This window comes from Sphingobacterium sp. Lzh-3 (assembly GCF_046764375.1).
Classification (GTDB): Bacteria; Bacteroidota; Bacteroidia; order Sphingobacteriales; family Sphingobacteriaceae; genus Sphingobacterium.
This window is the reverse complement of record NZ_CP177226.1, coordinates 1,771,252-1,792,721: the sequence shown is the minus strand read 5'-3', so window position 1 is coordinate 1,792,721 and position 21,470 is coordinate 1,771,252. Positions and strand designations below refer to the sequence as shown.

At 41.6% G+C, this 21,470-nt stretch carries 10 protein-coding genes; 1 reads left to right on the top strand and 9 read right to left on the bottom strand.

Annotated elements, in window-relative coordinates:
- The 7 genes from ACLCDV_RS07200 to ACLCDV_RS07170 form a co-directional block, all read right to left on the bottom strand.
- Positions 1-1,485: an aryl-sulfate sulfotransferase gene (locus ACLCDV_RS07200; RefSeq protein ID WP_411973292.1), complete on the bottom strand. Its 1,485-nt coding sequence runs from the start codon at positions 1,483-1,485 to the stop codon at positions 1-3.
- Positions 1,486-1,557: 72 nt separating this feature from the next.
- Positions 1,558-3,126, bottom strand: coding sequence for a RagB/SusD family nutrient uptake outer membrane protein (locus ACLCDV_RS07195; protein ID WP_286802386.1), 1,569 nt, complete (start codon positions 3,124-3,126; stop codon positions 1,558-1,560).
- 26 nt (positions 3,127-3,152) lie between these two features.
- Complete coding sequence (locus ACLCDV_RS07190; RefSeq protein ID WP_411973291.1) at positions 3,153-6,251, bottom strand: SusC/RagA family TonB-linked outer membrane protein; 3,099 nt, start codon at positions 6,249-6,251, stop codon at positions 3,153-3,155.
- A gap of 4 nt (positions 6,252-6,255) precedes the next feature.
- A complete protein-coding gene (locus ACLCDV_RS07185; RefSeq protein WP_317667877.1) occupies positions 6,256-7,293 on the bottom strand; it encodes a FecR family protein in 1,038 nt (345 codons plus the stop codon).
- 66 nt (positions 7,294-7,359) lie between these two features.
- Complete coding sequence (locus ACLCDV_RS07180) at positions 7,360-7,887, bottom strand: RNA polymerase sigma factor (RefSeq protein WP_075991636.1); 528 nt, start codon at positions 7,885-7,887, stop codon at positions 7,360-7,362.
- Positions 7,888-8,309: 422 nt separating this feature from the next.
- On the bottom strand, positions 8,310-9,890 hold the full coding sequence (locus ACLCDV_RS07175) for a RagB/SusD family nutrient uptake outer membrane protein (protein WP_411973290.1): 1,581 nt from the start codon (positions 9,888-9,890) through the stop codon (positions 8,310-8,312).
- A gap of 175 nt (positions 9,891-10,065) precedes the next feature.
- A complete protein-coding gene (locus ACLCDV_RS07170) occupies positions 10,066-13,050 on the bottom strand; it encodes a SusC/RagA family TonB-linked outer membrane protein (RefSeq protein ID WP_343567689.1) in 2,985 nt (994 codons plus the stop codon).
- A gap of 434 nt (positions 13,051-13,484) precedes the next feature.
- Between ACLCDV_RS07170 and ACLCDV_RS07165 the strand changes: the two genes are divergently transcribed.
- Positions 13,485-17,441 (top strand): two-component regulator propeller domain-containing protein, encoded by a 3,957-nt coding sequence (locus ACLCDV_RS07165; protein ID WP_411973289.1) that lies wholly within the window; start codon positions 13,485-13,487, stop codon positions 17,439-17,441.
- 227 nt (positions 17,442-17,668) lie between these two features.
- Here ACLCDV_RS07165 and ACLCDV_RS07160 read toward each other — a convergent pair whose 3' ends face one another.
- Entirely contained in the window at positions 17,669-18,994 is a 1,326-nt protein-coding gene (locus tag ACLCDV_RS07160; protein ID WP_411973288.1) for an MFS transporter, read from the bottom strand.
- Between the two features lie 99 nt (positions 18,995-19,093).
- Positions 19,094-21,403, bottom strand: a complete 2,310-nt coding sequence (locus ACLCDV_RS07155; RefSeq protein WP_411973287.1) for a family 65 glycosyl hydrolase domain-containing protein — start codon at positions 21,401-21,403, stop codon at positions 19,094-19,096.
- Positions 21,404-21,470: the final 67 nt, after the last annotated feature.

Here is a 21,470-nt window from a genome sequence, read left to right as displayed (position 1 = left end):
TTAGTTGTGCCTGTAATTATGCCAGGTTTCCTCAGGCACATAAATAGCGCGATACGGAATAAAATAAGCGTTTAATTCCCAAAGCACTTTTCCTGTTTTATCCGTCACCAATACACTACCTGTTTTTGAGCTAGTCTGCAGTAAATTACCATTATCCAGTTCATAGGCACTGCCCATTCTTGCTGTAAACTGCTTTTTAGGAATTGGGGCCGCATAAGCTACTGTTGCCGTTTTATTCTTTTGATCAAGCCTAAAAGCGATCGCCCGTGATTGCTTATTGGCTGTTGTACTGTCACGCGGAGAAAAATCACCATTGTCAAAAAGCAACAGCTCACCAGTTTTTGTGATATGCGGTGCATGCTGGAAATAAAACAGTTCCTGGTCCTTTAATTTATAATCGCCACCCTTTCCCAATTTCCAGAGAATATCACCAGTTTTGGCATCAATTTTCCAGACCTGATTTTCAATTGGTGAAGAAGTCAAATAATTGTTGTCACGATCGAAGGAAATGGTATTAAAATGAAATCGGTCATGCTTCAGGCTGTCTAATTTTTTATCCTGCTGAATATCCCATTTTTCCCAGGGAGACCATTTCTTCAAGATATTACCTTTCATATCCATCGTCAAAATCGCATCACCCCAAAGGGTATCTTTTGGATGGTTGGGCCGATCGTCGATCCTAAAATCCCGCACGATACCGACGATATTATTGTTGTGATCCATCTGCACGTCATGGTGCATGATGATCCCTTTTTTATCCAAATCGATACGTGCTATTTCTTTACCCGTAAGATCAATTTCAACAAGGACCGTCCCACCGACAAATCCGATACGGCCGCTTCTTAAATAATAACTTGCATTGGTCGATTTCTTGCTTGGCTGATTGGGTTTGTTGAATTCATCTTTACTCGCTGGAGCCAATAAAGCAAGGATAGTACCCCTTGGGGTCAAAGAAGCAAGACGCACGCCCAGCTTTTCGTCCTGCCAATACCAACGAATCGTCCCCTTACCATCCACCATGGCCATGTAGCCTGGAAATCCGCGATAACATAATAATACCATGCCATTACCTAGGGCCTTTTCATCATGAGGGTGGTCGGCCTTGATCCAGTCGTGCACCATCCATGGCGATTGCGCTCTTGTTTTAAAAGATTGTTCGCTCGATTTTATGGGAATAATCCGATCTATGATAACCCTAAATTTATAACTTGTATTTGGTTCAAGCGTCATTAACGGAATGTTATGCTGAACAGCAGCATTTGAAACAGTTGTTTTATAAGACTGTTTATCCCCCTCTTTCCAATACTCCACATACACGGCTTCTGCCTGATTTAGTTTCACCTGAATAGCAGCGTTGAGCGGCAAATTATTGGGTGAGCTCACCTCAATATTTTCAATGTCAACCTGATGTGCATAATAATAGTAAGCAGCAAATACTGCTATAGCCACCACAATCAGTGCAATAATTGCTTTAATTGGTTTCATCTGTAAATAATTTCAATTCCACTGGTCTATCAAACAAAGCGCATTACGGTATATAATGCGCTTTAATTCGGGTTATTTAGGCAATCGCGATGGATTGGCTGTCGTCATTTCTTGATGCAAACGTGCTTCTTCCAATGGATAAGGGAAATAGCGCATGGCTTCAGTGACATTTTCTTTCAGTCCGCGGCCTTTCAGATAAGCATTGCTCACTTTTTCATAGCGGCCCAGGCGGATCAGATCCTGACGTCTTTTGTATTCAAAGACAAGCTCAAAACCACGTTCGTCAACAAGCGCATCGATCATAGCCTCCTTACTTGCAGGACTGGGGAAATCAGGATGCTTACCATATTCAGGTGCTCCAGCTCTCTTCCGGACTTCATTGATATAAGGCAATGCTGCAGCGGGTCCGTTCAGTGCATTTTCAATCTCAGCCTTGCACAAAATAACATCCGCCAAACGGAGAACCTGAATCGTCCGCCCATCCAGATAGGAGTTATTGACCATATCATAAGAATACTTTTTCGTCGCAACATTTTGCAGGAATTTTACGGTATCACTTGGTGGAGTAGTCTGTCCTTTAGCAGGCAACATGTAAAAAAATCCATATTTTGTATTCTTGTCCCGCGCAGCCTTTCCGGTGTAGTTATAATAGAAAAACTTTTTACGCGGATCGAGATCACTATATTTTCGCCAAAAATCAAGGGAAACACCATAGTACTGCCATCTATCCGGTACTTCAGGATTGTCGGTCGGACCAAAGTGATTGGTAATCTCGCCTCCATTTAATGTAGGCTCATGCAAGATGCCAAATATCAGCCCCATATCCATTTTATTATTGTCGGACCATTCCTTCTTAAAATCCGGATTCAGCGTGTATACACCTTTATCACGTAACGCTAAAACCTGATCGATATACGTTTTTGCTTTTTCATAATTGTGCGAACGCATATACATCTTTCCCATTAAGGTCAACGCGGCACCTTTTGTAGCACGGCCAATGCCCAGTTCGTCCGACCATTTCTCTGGCAAGTTATCGATTGCATACTGACAATCTTCAGCAATCTGTGCATCAATTTTCTCTACAGCAACCAAGGGTTCATTGTAGCTTTCCGTCGGATTCTTGACTGTCGTTATCAGTGGTACCGGTCCCCAGGCATCTGTAAGATCCATATAAGATAATGACCGCAAGAACCTGGCCTGGGCGATAATTTTCTTTTTGCGATCGTCGGGAATAGTTACACTCTCAATACGATCAATCAACATATTGGCATTGCTGATCACCTGGTACATATTCTGATAATTAAATTTAAAATACCTATTATTATCATCATAGGTAAAGTTACTCATGCGTGTAGGATCACCTGCCGCTGTAGAAAAGCCCATATCCGTCGCGTAATCGGTGATCATCACCAGATAACCCGCATAGTATAAATAAGCATCCCCCGGATAAGGCGATAAACTCGTATAGACACCCGTCAGGGCAGCATTGATATCGCTCTCGGTTGAATAGGCATTTTTTGTCGTCAGATCACTGTATAATTTAGGGTCAAGCTTGGTACAGCTATTCAAGCTGAGGCCCAAAACAGCGGCCAAACCCGCCATACCCAAGATATATTTTATATTATTTTTAAACGTCTTCATGTCATTTCTGATTTAGATATTAGCTATTAAAATGTTGCACTTACACCAAAAGTAAACGAGCGCATCGAAGGATATGAATTAAAATCCAGACCTACCCCAGCATTGGCACTCTGATTATTTCCAGCTCTATTTTTAACCAGCGCATCATTTTCATATCCCTTGGTATCCACCTCAGGATCCCATCCAGAATAATTGCTAATCGTAAATAAGTTTTCCGCCATACCATATACGCGTATCGATTGAACCGCTCTTGTTTTCAATGGAATGGTATAACCCAGTGTCAGATTACGCAACCGCAAAAAAGAAGCATTTTCAATAAAATGGTCATTGATATAGCCACCATAGTTCATGTAGTAAAATCCGTTTCTTGGAATATCTGTATTGGTGTTTGTCGGTGTCCATCGATTTAAAGCTTCTGTGGTACGTTTCCACTCCAAATTCATGCGTGTCATATTGAGGAGATCGTTTCCGACATTTCCATAAATGAAGGCCGTCAGATCAAAGTTTTTATACGCGAATGTATTGGTCATACCAAAATTGAACTTCGGATAACCACGACCGATGATCGTCCGGTCCGCTGAATTGATTGTACCATCACCGTTCACATCCGCGAACTTCGGATCGCCGGGTTTAGAATTTGGCTGTGGTGCATAGTTTTCTCCTTGTTGAATAACCCCCAGGTATCTATAGCCAAATAAAGAGCCCAACGATTCCCCAACACGAATAACCGAATAAGCTTCTTCAGAAACATTACCCATTGGTTTTGACGAAGTCAACAACTGTTCCGGCTCTCCACCCAAGCTTGACACCTTATTGCGGTTCATCGCTAAATTCAATTTTGTCTCCCAGGTAAACGCTCCGGTCATATTCTTACTGGTTACAGAAAACTCCAACCCTTTGTTATTCATCGTACCTAGATTGCGCTGTCCAGAGGTATATCCTGTGTAATAAGGCAATATACTCTTAATCAAAAGATCATTGGTTTTCTTATAATAGGCATCTACGGTAAAGGCTAATCGATTCTTAAAAAATGAAAAATCAAGTCCGACGTTATATTGCGTCGTGGATTCCCATTTTAATTTATCGTTTTCAGGATAAGTTGGGTTTTGTTTAACGCCACCCGAATTGGTCACACCATCAAACGTATAGTGTCCATTATCCATCAATCCATAAGAAGCATAATCCGCGACGCGATCATTACCCGTCTGTCCGTAACCCAACCTAAATTTTAGATCCGAAAATAGCTGCTGCTCTTTCATGAAATCCTCATTGTTGACCTTCCATGCAAAAGCTGCTGAAGGAAAGGTTCCCCAACGATGGTTGGGACTAAAGCGCGATGATCCATCACGACGTAAGGTTGCAGTCAACAGGTACTTATCAGCATAGGCGTAATTTACCCGCCCGAAAAAAGAGATGACCAAATTCTCCGCCTTAGCAGAATTTACTCCCGTAATACTAGAGGCCATTCCTAAATTATTGTATTCCAGCAGATCCGTTGAAAAACCTTTCACATTGATCCCTTTATTGTTGCGCACATATTTCTCATACGAATAGCCTCCCATCACACTCAAATTGTGTTTCTCATTAAACACCTTTGCATAGGTGGCATAAAAATCAATCAGGTTATGGGTCTCATTATAATCGGCCTGACTTGCCACACCATCATCTATCCCACCCTGATAAGAGTCACGAGTCAGATAACTGCCCAATTGATCATGTGTTATTTCTGTTCCTGCATCCATGCGCAAGGTCAGTTCCTTGATCGGATTTACCTCAAGAAAAATATTTCCATTCAACTTGTCCCTTTGCACATCATTGATCCGTGACATCAGGTTGGCCAAGGGATTGTCACCCTGCCCCCCCGGAGGTCTTCCAAAACTTCCATCTGCATTGTAAACAGGTACCGTCGGATCATAGGTCAATATGCTATACAAAACATTTGAATTAAGGATATTTCCGTCATACACCTGCATATTTGATTTTTCCCGTTGCGCGGATAGGCTCGCCCCAGTGCGGATATAATCGTTTACCTTTTGATCCACGTTGATACGTCCCGAAATTCGATTAAAGTCTGTCGTCTTCAAAACACCCTTTTGATCAAAATAACCTATGCTCGTCAACACTTTGGTTTTCTCACCACCTCCGGAAAACTGTAAATTATGGTTTTGCAAAATGCCGTTCCGCATGGTCTCCTTTACCCAATCCGTGTTGACATCAGACTCGAGCTGTGATTTGGTATAGACTGCATATTCCTGATTTTCTTGCCCCTGAATCTCCTTATAAAGTGCATTGGCAAGATTCATATATTGCTTACCGTCGAGAAAAGTGAACGGTATAATCGGTTTCTGTGTTCCCACATAGCCACTATAGGTAATGTTGTTTTTATCCGTAAGACCACGTTTTGTAGTAATGATAATAACACCATTGGCACCTCTGGAACCGTAGATAGCCGTTGCCGAAGCATCCTTTAAGATATCCATGGAAGCAATATCATCAGGATTGATGTTGATACCATTATTTGTTGGAAATCCATCGATCACATAGAGTGGATCATTACTTCCACTGATGGAATTGGTTCCGCGAATCCGAATAGACGTGCTACCACCCGGCGCCTTTGAATTCTGGGTTACAACGACACCGGAAGCTTTACCCTGTAGGGCCTGCCCTACATTACTCACCGCTCCGCCTTTCGTTAGTTCGTTGCTGGAAAGCGATGCAATGGCACCTGTCAGATCGCTTTTCTTTTGTTTACCGTATCCGATCACGACAACATCTTCTAGCTGATTCACCTGATCCTCCAAAATAATGGAAAGAGTGGTGGCTCCATCAGCTGAAACCTGCACATTTCGTTCTACATAGCTTTGATACCCGATGTATGAAAAAGTCAGTTCATAACCCTTTCCATTCGGTACATCTGCAAAACGAAAACTCCCATCACTCGCACTGGAAGCTGCTGTTGAAAAACTGCTGCCGGGATTTTTCAAAAGTATACTTACCCCTGCCAGCCGTTGCCCCGACGAGTTTTTGATTACACCATTTATTGTTCCCGCTAGACATCGAAAAGATAACAATGTCAAGACAAGAAAAACAAAAAATGGTTTCTTGGTTAAGTTGAAATTTACCATGATTCTATTTTTTAGGTTTGAGTATATATGTATTATGTTGTTTTTCAAGAATAAACGGATTCACCTCAACAATCAACTGCAGAATAGACGCCGCAAGATCCGTTTTGTCTTTCAGGTCCATTGTTGGATTCTTGCTAAACCGCCCCTTTATCCGATAGTTTTTAACGATTAATGAATCATAAGATATAGGTACATCAAGCTCATGATTGATATATTGGATAATATCAGATACAGCGGTTTCTTCCAATTGGAGCCAATTGGCGCTCTGGTGAATTGTTGCCGGATTGCGGTACGGTTTTTCCGTTGCGGAAAGCATAAGCTGGGCCGGTAGACTTTCCCTCGCGCTCATTTTTGGCGTACCTTTGAAATTTGAAACAAGCATCTTGTTCGCCCCGCCAAAATAAATCTGTTGGCCAGGTTTCAAAATGTTTGTCTCTACTACGGACGGTTCTATCGATTCAACGCGAACTTTCCCCTCAAATAATCGGATCAGAACATGTTCAACTGCCGCATTATAATCCACGATGAATTCTGTTCCCAGCGCTGTGGTCATCAACGTGCCGCTTTCGACGATGAAAGGTTTTGAAGGATCCTTTGCTACTTTAAAATTGACTCTTCCACTGAATAGTTTAACCCGCCGAAAGTCAAGATCCGGTTTTATAACGAGCTGAATCAGTGCACCGGGTTCCAAGGTTAAAATTGAATTGTCTGCTGCAATAATTTCTTTAGGCTGAGCAGAAGGGTTGTAGTAAATTTCCTGAATGAAGCTTGCTGTTTGTAGAGGTTTATCGGTTGATATGCCCAAAAGATTGGATAAAACAAACAGGAAACCAAACAGGACGAATACAGTAATAATTCTCAACAGGCTATCGCCACCACGTTTTGACTTATTTTCCTGATTGATATAGGAAACCCAATCATCTTCCGAAATGAGATCGTCCAATAATGTCGGATCGTCATTCAGCCAGGTGAACACAAGTTTCGCTTCCTCAGCAGAACATTCATTCGCCAGGAATTTATTTAATAAGGATTTGCGATTCATAACAGTTTCTATCCTTTTAGCAGGATAGGTATATAACTGTTATACGAATAGTGATGGGCTTGTCCCCTAAGACAACTTAAAAAATTTTTTAATAAATTTCAGGCCAATGCTAACGTGATTTTCTACAGTCTTCGGGGAGATAGACAATTTGACGGCAATTTCTTTATAACTCAATTCCTCAATTTTATGGAGATAAAAGACCTGTTGCCGCATAAAAGGCATTTGTGTAATCAGCTCTTTTACGTATTCTAACTCTCCTTTATAGGCAATTTGTCGTTCAAGATCTTCATATTGGGTCAGTACAAATGGTTTCTCAAACGCTACATATTTTCTATTCAATGCACGCCGGCGCAATTCATCAATCAATTTTGTGCGCGCAATCTGGAAGAGCTGGGTACTGAATTGGATTTGCTGATTCGCATTATTTTTGCGTTCCCAAACAATTAAAAAAGTCTGTTGGACGACATCTTCGGCAAGATTCGAACATTGGGTCTTCTGATACAGAAAATAGTATAATTTCCTGTACCAATAACGATAAGCTAGAAAAAACTCTTTTTCGTTAGTAGGTGCCCGCTGTAGGATTTTATTAATCATAATCTACATTTAGATAATCTTGTTTCAATGCTGTTATCCTTTTCACAAAGAACATCGAAATTGGTATCTGACAGAATTCCAATTTGATCCATCAAAATGACCTATGCTTTTTGGCTAGTTATCCAGCTCTAAAGTGATTATTTTTTATCAAAAAAACAAGACAATATTTTCAATAGAGCAATTGCTTCTATCTCTATTTTAAGCACCTTCTTTCCTAAAAGCTTTTTGGTCTCACAAGAACCAACCGTCGTGAAAGTAAACTACGGGTTCTTTCTGGGCAAAAGAAACGAATTGTAAGAAACGCATTGTTTCAAAAAAAGAAGGTATTTAGCTGATAAGAGTAAGTTCCTATCCGCTAAATACCTTTCAAAATAAAACGAACTTCTTGAAGTTGCTTGTTTTACTGATGCATATATAGCAAATTAATAACCTGTATTTTGCTTCAAATTTGGATTGACAGCAATCTGTTGACTCGGGATTGGATAAACCAATGTTTTGGGATCGGCATCCGCAGCCTTTTCTTGCCAGGCCAATAAAAATTTACCAAAACGAATCAAATCCTGTCTTCTCCAGCCTTCCCAATATAACTCGCGAGCACGCTCATCCAATAAATTATCGAGCGTCAATGCCGTCAAGTTAGTAACACCACGGTTCGTCCGAATAGTATTGACCAAACCGAGTGCCTCTGTTGCTGTTCCTGTTCCACCTCTAAGAATAGCCTCTGCTTGCATCAGCAATACGTCGGCATAACGAAATACAACCCAGTCGTTGTTTCGTTGACCAGTGACGGCATAATCAAACGCATACTTCATTGGACGGATACCAGCTGTTTCCAAGGTTGCACCCGAGGTACGGATGGTGACTTCACGCGTAAAGACCAAAGGTGCATTCGCTGGGTTCCGCGCCATTAAGGGTTTGTTTGTACTCCAATTGTATTGCTGTCCAGCAAAAAAACCAACATTTTGACGTTTGAATTCTTTTGTTCTGTTAGAAGTCGTATCAGCTGGATAATTATAATAAATTCCCCTTCTTTCATCGGTATCCGAAAATTTATCGTAATAGTCTGATAAGGTACACCAGCCATTCCACCCCCCCGGATTCATATTATAGTGAGCAACGGTATTCCAGGTACGGTCCACATTTCCACCTCTATCTCCATTTTTATTGTATAAAGTGAAAATATTTTCGGTAGACTTCTCGTCGTTATCCGGCGCAAAATTATCAAAGTATTTGCCCTTCGCAGAAATAGTATAGAATCCCGAAGCGGTAATTTCTTTGGCTAAAGTCACTACCTTGTTCATATCGTCGGCAGCAAAAGAAGGAGCTTGTCTATTTAAAAATGTTCCCTTATTCAAATAAATCTTCATCAATAATGCTTTCGCCGCATTTTTATTAGCAACATATGCCGCTTTCGGCCCGTTTGCAGGCAAATTCGCTATAATTTCGTTGAGATCCTTCACCATATAGTCAATAGCCGCCTGTGGCTGTAACACCTCTGGTGCGATTCTAAAATCTTCAAAAGATGCTCCTTCCCGGACGGGTACTACGCCATAAAGATCCAACATATCAAACATGACCAACGCACGAATAAACTTCGCTTCAGCCCCTTGCTGCGCACTCGGATTATACCGCAACACATTGCCCGCATTATAGATGGCTGTACCCAAACTGACAAAAGTATTATTCATGTAGCCATTATCTGCATTCCAGGTATGTAAATGGATCGCACGATGCATACCATTATCATCCCAGTCGCCACCCCGTGTAGGGGCCATGGCTGCGTCCGTTGATATTTCCTGCATCACCCAGCGCTGTTCCTGCTGGTAAGGGGTGTTCAATGAATTATAAGCTGTGATCAACAAGCTTCCAGGATCCACATTGGATGTCCCCTCCTCCAATTCTCCTTTAAATTCCTCCTTTAGTTTAGTACAAGAAAATGTACTAGTTACAAGGGAGCCAATTATTCCGATATATAATAAAGTTCTTAATTTCATCTTTTTCATCCGTCTAAATTTGATTATTTATTCATCCATTTTGACTGTTAGGCATTCATACTGCCTTTGGTGTTTCATTCGTCATGAGGCGATCAGATTTATTCATTTTTATTGATTCACTAATACGTTTAAATCCATCTTGACGCTCTCCTCTTTTTATTATCTAATGATTTACAGTATACGCTTAAAGTGAGAAGTTAACCCCCAATAGGATATTTCTTGCCGGTGGATAGGGTAAATATTCGATACCCAACGAAGGAATACCATTTGTTGCACCATCGGTATTCACCTCAGGATCAAATCCTGTATACTTCGTGATGATGAAAAGATTCTGTCCAGTAAGGGATACATTTAAATTCTTAAGTGTTCTACCTACATTTCCAACACGATAGCTTAACGTAAGATTGGCCATTTTTAGATAATCACCTTTTTCAAGGAATCGCGTCGAAGGCGCAGCCGAATTGGAAGTAGACTCTTTTACAGCTGTATTAAAGAATGCTGAACCGATATTACGTGATGATAGATTACTCAATCCCAAAGTTGTCGCTGCCGTATTATTGAATAGATAATGTCCAAAAGCACCATTCATATTGGCGGCCAAAGAAAACTGTTTGTAATTTACGTTGGTAGAAATACCCAATAAAGTCGTCGGATTTGGACTGTGCATATAGAATTTATTAATTGCAGGGTCGTTGGCCGTACTGATACTACCATCCTGTCCGCGATACATGCTCATGCCTGTCTGCGGATCAATACCTTGATAATCGGCCAGGTACCAAACATTCAATGGTTGCCCATTTACCATACGTTGTCCCAATACACCTGAAAAACCTTGTCCACGCAATGCCCCTGTTTCGTAATAGCCCACTAGACCACTTACACTGTTTTTCAGGAAAGTTGCATTACCTGTCAAATCCCAAGTCCAATTGTCATTTTTAATAATTGTACCTGTCAACGCGACCTCTACCCCTTTATTGACAATCTCACCGTCCAAATTCACCCAGATACGCCCTGCTGGAGCTGGCTGTGCAAGAGTTTGCTCAAAAAGCGCATCTGTGGTCTTTTTATTGAAATAGTCAATGGATCCATACAGACGATTGCCCCAAATTCCAAAATCAATACCCGCATTAATCGTGGTCGAAGTCTCCCATTTCAAATCAGGATTACCATAGTTTGCCTGGCTTACACTTTGATTACCAAAAACCAGTCTATTTAACGATGCCCCAGATGGAAATTCTTGGTTACCTGTTTTTCCCCAACCTAACCTTACTTTCAACTGATCAAAAATACCGGTAGATTTCAAAAACTCTTCCTGATTCACATTCCATGCTACTGCCAATGAAGGGAACATGGCGTATTTGTTGTTTGAACCAAATTTCGTTGAGCCATCCCTTCTTACTGTTGCAGTCAATAAGTAGCGATCCAAGTAATTGAATCCGCCACGCAAGAAAAGTGATTGCAATTGGTTGGTTGGGCTTCTATACGACGATATTTCCCGCGTGGAAACAGGCGTATATTGTAGATAGTCAAAATAATCTAGTCCCATGTAACGAAATCCACCGCCAAAGGAAATGTTGTTGTTGTAGTTATAATCCAAATACTCGTAACCTGCTACCGCATTGACACTCCAATCTGAATTGATTTGTTTATTGTAAGAGAGCATATGCGTCATTTGCAAGTTGGTTTCTCCGTTATTGGAAATAAAGGCCTGCTCATTGTTCACAGCTGAAGGATCAATAAGTCCTGCGCGGTACATACCTTCACGGTTTCCAGTTTGTCGCATTGCACTATAGATAAAGCGATATTCCAAATCGTCTGTAATTTTATAGTATGGCGCCAAGTTGATTACCATCGTATTTGTTGTCGCCAAATCTTTAAAGGCGTCAATACTTGTCAATGGGTTTCGCGTAGTCGAACTGACAAAGGTTAAATTGCCTTGATCGTCCCGTAATGGTCGTGTCGGATTCCATTGTAAGGCTTGGGAGATCACATTTCCTTCCGAACCTACCATCGCATTGATCGGTGCGTATTTATTATCCATTTGCGTCAAAAAGACAGCAAAATCCAATCCCAATCGTTTGTTTTCCAGAAAACGGAAATTTCCGTTAAAATTGGCTGTGTATTTCTTCAGCTGTGATCCACGAATAATACCGTTTTGGTTTAAATATCCACCTGAAAGGCGATACTTACCATACTCGGTTCCGCCAGCTACATCAGCATAGTAATTTTGCGTGATCGCTTTTCTTGTAATCGCTTTAAAGGCATCCTCATTGCCACCAAAATCAGCATTTGCGACTTCAGATGGTGTATAATATTTCAACGCTTCTCTAAATCGAGCAGCATCTAATACATCAGGATATTCCCGCATGGTAGAAACACCTGCAGAGGCTCCTACAGAAACCTCGGGCTGCCCGACTTTACCTCTTTTCGTCGAAATAATGACAACGCCATTTGCCCCACGTGAACCATAAATTGCTGTAGCCGATGCATCTTTAAGAATGTCCATACTAGCAATGTCACCCGGATTCAAGTAAGTCAAAGGATTTCCTCTATCGGAAGAAAAGCCTCCTCTTCCTTCGGGCAGAGGTGAATTGCCCGACATAGGCACACCATCCAGCACAAATAACGGGTTGTTACTGGCCCGGATCGATGAGTTTCCACGGATACGTACTGTGGTTGATCCGCCAGGTTGCCCCGTATTGTTAATCACCATAACCCCTGGTGTCTTTCCTTGTATTAATTGATCGGGACTCGTCATGATCCCCTTATTGAAGTTTTTCGCTCCAATAGTGACCATAGACCCCGTTAGATCTTTTTTACGGGCGGTACCATAACCGATCACAACGACCTCATCTAGGCCCTGACCGGCACTAGGTTCCAGCGCTACGGTGATATCGTTTCCCACAATGGGTACTTCTTTTAAAGTGTATCCAATAAAGGATACTTCCAGCGTTTTCGCTTCACTGGGAACAGTAAATGTAAAGGAACCTTCCGTGTCTGTTGTTGTAGCAGCGGTTCCCCCTTTTACCTTAATTGTAGCTCCCGCCAATGGACCTTGAGTCTCATCTACAACCTTTCCCTTCAAGACTTTCGTCTGGGCAACTACAATAAAAGATACAAGCAAAAATGTAAGCGTCATTACGCATTGTGCAAGTAGTTTATTTTTCATACGCTTTTTGATTGGTGGTTTAATTGATTTTTATATCGTGCATCTAGGATACACAAATGATACTAAGTGATTTTTAATGATATTTTTTAGGTTCCAAAGCCCTTTTGAAATGCGTATAGTCTTCCCCAATAATGGCAAAGACGTAGCGCTGGGTATCAAGGCCTTTAAAGGCAAAATTCAAAACCAAAGCATCGTGAACATCATGTCTCACAGGTAAAAACAAAAACCTAACAAACTGAAAAACAAGGACACAGGACTTACCTGTCATAATTCTAGGGCGAAACATACGTTTATATTTGGTTATTATTGTTTTATAAAAATGCGGAAATCCTTGTAGCTAGTCCAATCAGAGCGTCTCAATTTTATATCAAAGCGTATCAGTAAAACTATTTTTTATCTTTTAATTGACTATTTTTAGTTCAACGTAATCAGTTTTGAAAAGAATAACCACCATACTCCTTTTATATATCTTGCTAGCATGTATTAACGTGCAGGCACAATCGATCTATTTTAAAAATTATCAAACCCACGACGGTCTCTCCAATAGCACAGTCAAATGTATTACACAGGATGTTCAGGGTTTTCTATGGTTAGGGACAAGGAATGGCCTCAATCGCTTTGACGGCAATCAATTTAAGATATTTAGACACAATGCTTCAGACTCTACAAGTATCGGAAGTTCGTCCATTTTAAGTATTCTCACAGACAGTAAAGGAGTGCTATGGGTGGGAACCACACGCGGTACCTATTGTTACGATCCTATTAAAGAAAATTTTACACCATTCAGGGGTGTACCAATCGGTGAAGTAAATGCCATACACGAATACGCCGGTTTTATCTGGTTACTTTCGAACGGAAAACTTTATCGCTATAATTCTTATACAACAGAAATAATTCCATTTGATCAGAACAAAAATACCATTGTAGCGATTACCAGTAGCAAAAAAGGCGGGTTGTGGACAACGGACAATAACAGTACCATACAACGGTATCAGGTTAATACGAGTAAATTTGTCGAAGTTGACCTTAAAAAAATCGATCGAAAAGCATTGGCAAATACTAAAACCGTTTACGCCATCAATGATTCCCTGTTGATGGTTGGAACAATCAATTCGGCTTATTTGTTTGATTTCAAAAATGGTCGGTTGAAAAATCTATTTGCAAGTCATTACCCTAATAAAGTTATCCAGGCAAACTGTATTATTCAACAAACGGAGTCGATATACTGGATTGGAACTGAAACTGGAATATATACCTATGATATTCACTCAGGTCAGAGCCAGCACATCAAAAAAGATCTGCTCAATCCATTTGCCATATCTGACAATGCTGTCCTGAATTTCTATCGGGACCGTGAAGACAACATCTGGTTTGGAACATTTTTCGGCGGCTTTAACCAATACAGCAACCAATTCGACAATTTCAAAAAGTATCTATCCGGATTTGGAAAATCGGCCCTATCGGGCAATATTGTACACGATATCAAAAAAGATCGCTATGGAAATTTCTGGATAGGAACAGAAGATGGCGGCCTGAACAAAATTGATGCGCAAACACAACAAATTCAGCATTTCCTTGCCAATGGGAAAAAGGGAAGTATAGCGCATAACAATGTTCATGGCCTGGCAACAATCGGCGACGATCTTTGGGTAGGCTCCACAACACATGGACTAGACGTTCTCGACGTAAAAACCGGAAAACTAAAAAAACACTATGACCGTATCGGCAAAGGCCCTCTACAAAGCAGCTTTGCCGTATGCCTCTATAAGTCTAAAGACAACAGCATGTTTGTCGGGACAGACCGCGCACTATACCGCTACAACAAAAATAGCGACAGTTTTGACCTCCTTCCTATTACCGCATGGATACAAGGCATTTATGAAGATGAATATGGTATACTTTGGATCAACACCTACGGTAGTGGGGTCTACCAATATAATCGCAGTTCGGGAGAAATTCAGCATCTGTTATCCGAACAAGGTAAACAAAATACACTCGTCAATAATTATGTCAACGGTCTATTTGAAGACAGCAAAAATAACTTGTGGTTTTGCACCGAAAGCGGCCTCTCAAAATACCGTCGTGATGGGCGCTTCACCAATTATCTGACCGAATCCGGTTTACCTTCCAATCAGGTATTCAAGGTCCTAGAAGACGACAACAGGAGCATCTGGATATCTACAGGTGGTGGACTGGTCAGACTGGACGAAGGTGTTCCGCGTAGGGTCATCTATACATCGAGAGACGGGCTTCCTGCAGATCAGTTTAATTATAATTCGGCTTACAAAGATAGCGACGGGACTTTATATTTCGGGACGATTAAAGGAATGGTTAGCTTCAACCCGACAAAATCCATTAAGAACAGCTTTATTCCTCCTATATTCATCAGCGGCATTCAGATTAACAATGTGAGCGTACCGGTTCGTGAAAATGGTATACTGAAAGAATCCATCTCCCTATCAGAAGAGATCCAACTGACCTACGACAATTCCAATATTAGCTTCAATATCGCCGCCTTGAGCTTTGTTTCCCCAAAGAGCAATCCTTATCGCTATATCATGGAAGGTTACGATAAAGAATGGACCGATATTACAGGCAATCAAAAAATCTATTACAATAAACTTCCTCCGGGCACCTATACGTTTAAGTTCAGAGGTGCAAATAACAACAGCGTATGGAATCCGAATGAAAAAAAACTGCTCATCATCGTTTCGCCACCCTGGTGGCAGTCAGGTTGGGCATACTTACTTTATTTTTTGAGCTTCGGCACCATTGCACTGCTCGTATTGCGGTATTACTTTCTCCTTATAAAGGCCAACAATGCCCAAAAGATGGATAGTTATGAACGAAAAAAAGAACAGGAAATATATAACCTCAAGCTGGAATTCTTCACCAACCTGGCCCACGAAATTCGTACGCCACTCACGCTGATCAAGATGCCCCTTGAGAAAATAATCAATAACCATAAATTTACCGATCGCGACACAGCCAAAGACCTTGCGTTGATTGAAAAAAACACAGCGCGATTAATTCGCCTCACCAACCAATTACTTGATTTTAGAAAAGCAGAAACCAACAATATGAGCCTTATTTTTACTAAAACGGATATTAATGCACTCCTATCCGAAGTATTTCACGATTTAAATTATTTTGCAAAAGATAAACAGCTGCACTATGACCTCAGTCTCCCGCGTATCAGTCTCACGGCTTACGTGGATGAAGAAGCCCTTCGAAAAATCTTTACCAACCTGATTCATAACGCCATCAAATATGCGGATCAAGAAGTCAACGTCAAACTCCTCCCTTTTAATAGCGATGATATTATGTTCAATATCGAGTTGAAGAATGATGGTGAGCTCATTCCTTTTGAGAAAAGAGAGAAAATATTTGAACCATTTTATCGCTTAAATGAATCCGATAAAGATACGGGGACGGGCATTGGTCTTCCTTTATCCCGCTCCTTGGTTGAATTGCACCAAGGAAACTTATCCCTTGTACATCTGGAAGAGAACCGCAATATATTTCTGCTATCGATCCCAATCTTTCAGGAACAATCGCTCGACATCAAATCTTTTCAGGAAGATAATGACGATCATGTATTGCATGATAGATCCGATGAACAGGAGGAAGAAAAGCCGGTGATTCTGCTCGTCGAGGATAATAAAGAAATATTGGCCTACCTCAATAAAGAATTGAAAACCAGCTACACTATTCTACGGGCAGGGAACGGTGCCGAGGCCCTCGAAATATTAGATCAAGAGAATGTACAACTTGTACTAACAGATATTATGATGCCCATTATGGATGGTCTGGCGCTATGCAAACGCATCAAAACAGATATTCTGTATAGCCATATTCCCGTTATTTTTCTAACGGCAAAAAATGCACTGGATTCAAAAATTCAGGGATTAAAAAATGGTGCTGATGCCTATATCGAAAAACCCTTTTCGCTTGAATTCCTTATGGTACAGATACGCAACATCCTCAAAAACCGTAAAATCATCAAGAATTACCTAACCAATTCTTCCAGCTCCAACTTAATGGATATTAACGTTTCAGCACCCGACAAAGATTTTATCAGTCAGCTGAATACGGTTATTTATGAGAATATTTCAACGATAGATCTCAATGTGGATGAACTGGCCAAATTGATGCATATGAGCCGTCCAACCCTTTACCGTAAAATCAAAGGACTATCCGACCTCACACCCAATGAATTGATCAATATTTCACGATTGAAAAAGGCGGCAGAACTACTCACCCAAAAAGAATATAACATCACCCAGGTATCAACGATGGTCGGTTATACCGTACAATCCAATTTTTCAAGGGACTTTCATAAGCACTATGGCATGTCGCCAAGCAGCTATATTCTTGAAAACCGCAAGTGATGAACACCAGTTCCAGTACCAGGAAGAATATTATTCCAATGGCGTAAAAACTGTTCCCGAGATGCCGAAAGAATATAGGCACTTGATAAAGAAAGAAATCGCCCCTAGATAAAGAAAGAATCGGGGACAAATACAAGGAGCTCGAAAATCTTATTGAAAGACGCTAGCGAAGTAAAAAGCCGTAGACGTAGAGATACCCCCTCTACGTCTACGATAATGGCATGCACTTAATTCTTACGCTTTGGAACAAAGAATGCCGCCAGTAACATAAATATGCCGGCCAATAGCAAGCCATAAATGGATTGGCCATGAAAAAAATATTTGATGATCATTCCGCCAAAAAATCCACAGACAATCTGAGGTAGGGTAATGAAAAAATTAAATAGCCCCATATAAACGCCCATTTTACCCGTAGGCAAATGATCGCTTAAAATTGCATAAGGCATTGCCAAAATGCTTCCCCAAGCGATACCAATACCGATCATAGGAAGAATCAGTAGATTGGCATCTTTGATCAGAAATAATGAAATTAACGAAAGCCCACCAATGGAAAGCCCAAGAGCATGCGTTTTTCCACGCCCAAAATGTTTAGCTATCCGCGGAATAAACAAGGCATACAAGGCCGATACTCCATTGTAAATACCAAAAAGTACACCTACCCAATTGGCAGCCTCCATATAGAGATCCTGCCGATTTCCTTCCCGCAGGTAAAAAACCGAATCAGCAATAGCTGGAGTGGTATACACCCACATCATAAAAAGGGCAAACCAGGAGAAAAACTGAACCCAGCCCAACTTGCGCATGATCAATGGCATCTTACCGATATCGCTAAAGATAGAACGCAAGCCAAACTTTGGTGCCGCATCCTGTTCAATAGCAACCGTATCCGGAAAAGTCTGAAGTTCTGTGGGCGAGTACTCTTTTGTTTTGAACACAGACCATAACACCGTTAGAAGCAGGACAAAACCGCCTACATAAAAGGAGTAGATAACATTGCTCGGTACCTGCCCGGCTTCAGAAGTACCTGCTACATGAAAATACTTCGTCAACATAAAGGGAAGTAGCGAGCCAAGGACAGCGCCAATCCCGATTAAAAAGGTCTGTACCGAGAAGCCCAGACTCCGCTGACTGCTTGGCAGATTATCACCGATCAACGCCCGAAAGGGCTCCATGGTCACATTGATGGAAGCATCCATAAACATCAACAAGCCGGCGCCGATCCAAAGTGGGGCCAATAATGTGGTCAATAATGCCGCATTGGGCATTAAAAATAAAGTCAGAGTAGTCAACAGTGCACCCACCAAAATATAGGGTCGCCGCCGCCCCAGTCTATTCCAGGTTCGATCGCTATAATGACCTATAATTGGCTGTACAATCATCCCCGTAATCGGAGCAGCAAGCCAAAAAAGTGAAAGATGCTCCACATCAGCACCAAATGTCTGGAGAATACGGGAGGCGTTGCCATTTTGCAGCGCAAAACCCATTTGTATCCCCAGAAATCCAAAACTCATATTGATGACCTGGCTAATGCTTAATTCAGGTTTATTTCCCATAATAGGCTATCAAAATTTAACACAAAATACAATTTAATTACCATTTAACCGTTATTTCAGCAGCATAAGATAGGTTCTTTCACTGCTGAAAACTGGGTTTTATCTCCGCTGAAATACCTGATTTTTGCTTTGCCCCGGGAGCACGAAACCTTCAGTTACCGTCTGGATATGAACTGCAGTATCACTTATATTTTCGATCGTATAGCCATCGGCATCTACTGTAATCAATAAAGTCGCTCCACGAAATAACACCCGGAATTTATAGCCTTCCCATTCTTTGGGCAACATCGGATCTAAATACAATTGTCCGTCCTTAATCCGCATTCCGGCAAAGCCCTCCACGATTGTCATCCAGGTACCCGCCATCGATGTAATATGTAAACCGTCTTCGGTATCGTTATTGTAATCGTCCAGATCCAAACGCGAGGTGCGCAGATAGAATTCATACGCTTTTTCCGGCTTGTTCAATTTAGCGGCCAATATCGCATGTACGCAGGGAGAAAGCGAACTTTCATGCACCGTAAAAGGCTCATAGAATTCATAATGTCGAGCTAGGGTGTCCAGGTCAAATTGATCCTCAAGGAAGTAAAAACCTTGCAATACATCGGCCTGTTTGATATAACAGGAACGCAGAATCCTATCCCAACTCCAATGCTGGTTAATAGGGCGTTGTGATGGATCAAGTTCTGCCACTGGAATCAGCTCTTTGTCCAAAAAGCCATCTTGCTGCAAATACACATTCCGTTGTGCATCAAACGGATAATACATGTTATCGACAATGTGCTGCCATTTTTGTTGTTCTTCTGATGTTACAGCCAGCTTCGCTTTCAGCACGTCAGCATGCCCGTTGGTCAGCTGCGCCAGCTTTTTTAAACAGTCAAGTGTATATTGAAGGCACCACGAAGCGATACGATTGGTATACCAATTATTGTTTACGTTGTTTTCATACTCGTTTGGTCCCGTCACGCCCAACATAACATATTGCTGGCGATCGCCACTCCAATTGACACGCTGTGCCCAGAAACGGCTTATCGCAACCAAAACTTCCAATCCATGTGACCAGATATAATCCTGATCTCCGGTATAACGGACATAGTTATAGATCGCAAATGCAATAGCTCCATTGCGATGAATTTCCTCAAATGTAATCTCCCATTCATTATGGCATTCCTCACCATTGATCGTCACCATGGGATAAAGTGCAGCTCCATTGATAAAGCCGAGTTTAGCCGCATTTTCGATTGCCTTTTCCAATTGCTGATGACGATAAATCAACAAATTACGGGCAATCTTTGGTGACTGTGTTGCGAGGTAAAATGGAATACAATATGCTTCGGTATCCCAATACGTGACACCACCATATTTTTCACCTGTGAAACCTTTAGGACCAATATTGAGGCGCTCATCTTCGCCGGTATAAGTCTGGTTAAGCTGGAAAATATTGTAGCGTATTGCCTGCTGTGCTGCGACATCACCACTAATTTCAATATCGCTTTCTGCCCAGATCGCTTGCCAGGCTACTGCCTGTTGAGCCTTTAACTGCTCATAACTCAGCACATTCAACTGGCGTAGATTAGCCGAAGCAGCCTCTTTTGACTGAGCTGGCGGGTGATTCTGCGAGGTGACAATAGCAACACGCTTCTCAACACGACAAATTTGCGATTCGGCAAGATCCGTCTGATAGATCTCCGTCATAGAACCCGGACTTGCGACGGTATCGTGCACTTCCACGACCGCTGTTGGACCTGCTACACTCGTTTTAAGCATGGCATAGACCTCAAAACCCGTTTTCTTGGTGCGCGCTACCACAAAGGTATTTTCACCATCCCTACCCTGCGCTGTACTTTCCCAAAATTGCTCGTCATAGTTACTATCACGGTTAACGACTTCAGCATTTAACCGTGACCTAATCTCCAATGCAATTGGACCAGAAAGCGCCTGGATGTTGTACTGCAATGAAGCTGTTTCGGAAGCAAACAGATGATACATCCGGCTTGCTTCCACCTTAAGCTGTGCTCCATCTGGCATTTCCACGACAAAACTGCGGTATAAAACGCCATGCTGCATATCCAGTCGGCGTTCAAAAGATTTAACCGTAACTTTATTCAGATCGAGCACCTGCCCATTGACCAGAATATGCAGGCCTATCCAATCGATGGAATTGATGACCTTGGCGAAATATTCCGGATACCCATTTTTCCACCAGCCTACGCGTGTTTTGTCCGGATAATAAATACCGGCCAAATACGACCCTTGCAAGGATTTCCCGCTGAATTCTTCTTCAAAATTAGCCCTCTGCCCCATCCGACCATTACCAATAGCGAAGATACTTTCCGAAAATTCATTGTGTTCGGGGCGAAATGTATCTTCGATAATTTGCCAAGGGTTATGTTTGATATATGTTTTCATCTTTTTATTGTTTTTCACTACATGATGGGAACCGAGGGCAAATAAATGATTGCCCTATTTACCAATA

Coding starts and splice junctions, on each gene's coding strand:
- ACLCDV_RS07160 (WP_411973288.1), bottom strand. CDS start 18,994: ATGGGAAATAAACCTGAATTAAGCATTAGCCAGGTCATCAATATGAGT.
- ACLCDV_RS07190 (WP_411973291.1), bottom strand. CDS start 6,251: ATGGTAAATTTCAACTTAACCAAGAAACCATTTTTTGTTTTTCTTGTC.
- ACLCDV_RS07170 (WP_343567689.1), bottom strand. CDS start 13,050: ATGAAAAATAAACTACTTGCACAATGCGTAATGACGCTTACATTTTTG.
- ACLCDV_RS07155 (WP_411973287.1), bottom strand. CDS start 21,403: ATGAAAACATATATCAAACATAACCCTTGGCAAATTATCGAAGATACA.
- ACLCDV_RS07195 (WP_286802386.1), bottom strand. CDS start 3,126: ATGAAGACGTTTAAAAATAATATAAAATATATCTTGGGTATGGCGGGT.
- ACLCDV_RS07175 (WP_411973290.1), bottom strand. CDS start 9,890: ATGAAAAAGATGAAATTAAGAACTTTATTATATATCGGAATAATTGGC.
- ACLCDV_RS07185 (WP_317667877.1), bottom strand. CDS start 7,293: ATGAATCGCAAATCCTTATTAAATAAATTCCTGGCGAATGAATGTTCT.
- ACLCDV_RS07180 (WP_075991636.1), bottom strand. CDS start 7,887: ATGATTAATAAAATCCTACAGCGGGCACCTACTAACGAAAAAGAGTTT.
- ACLCDV_RS07200 (WP_411973292.1), bottom strand. CDS start 1,485: ATGAAACCAATTAAAGCAATTATTGCACTGATTGTGGTGGCTATAGCA.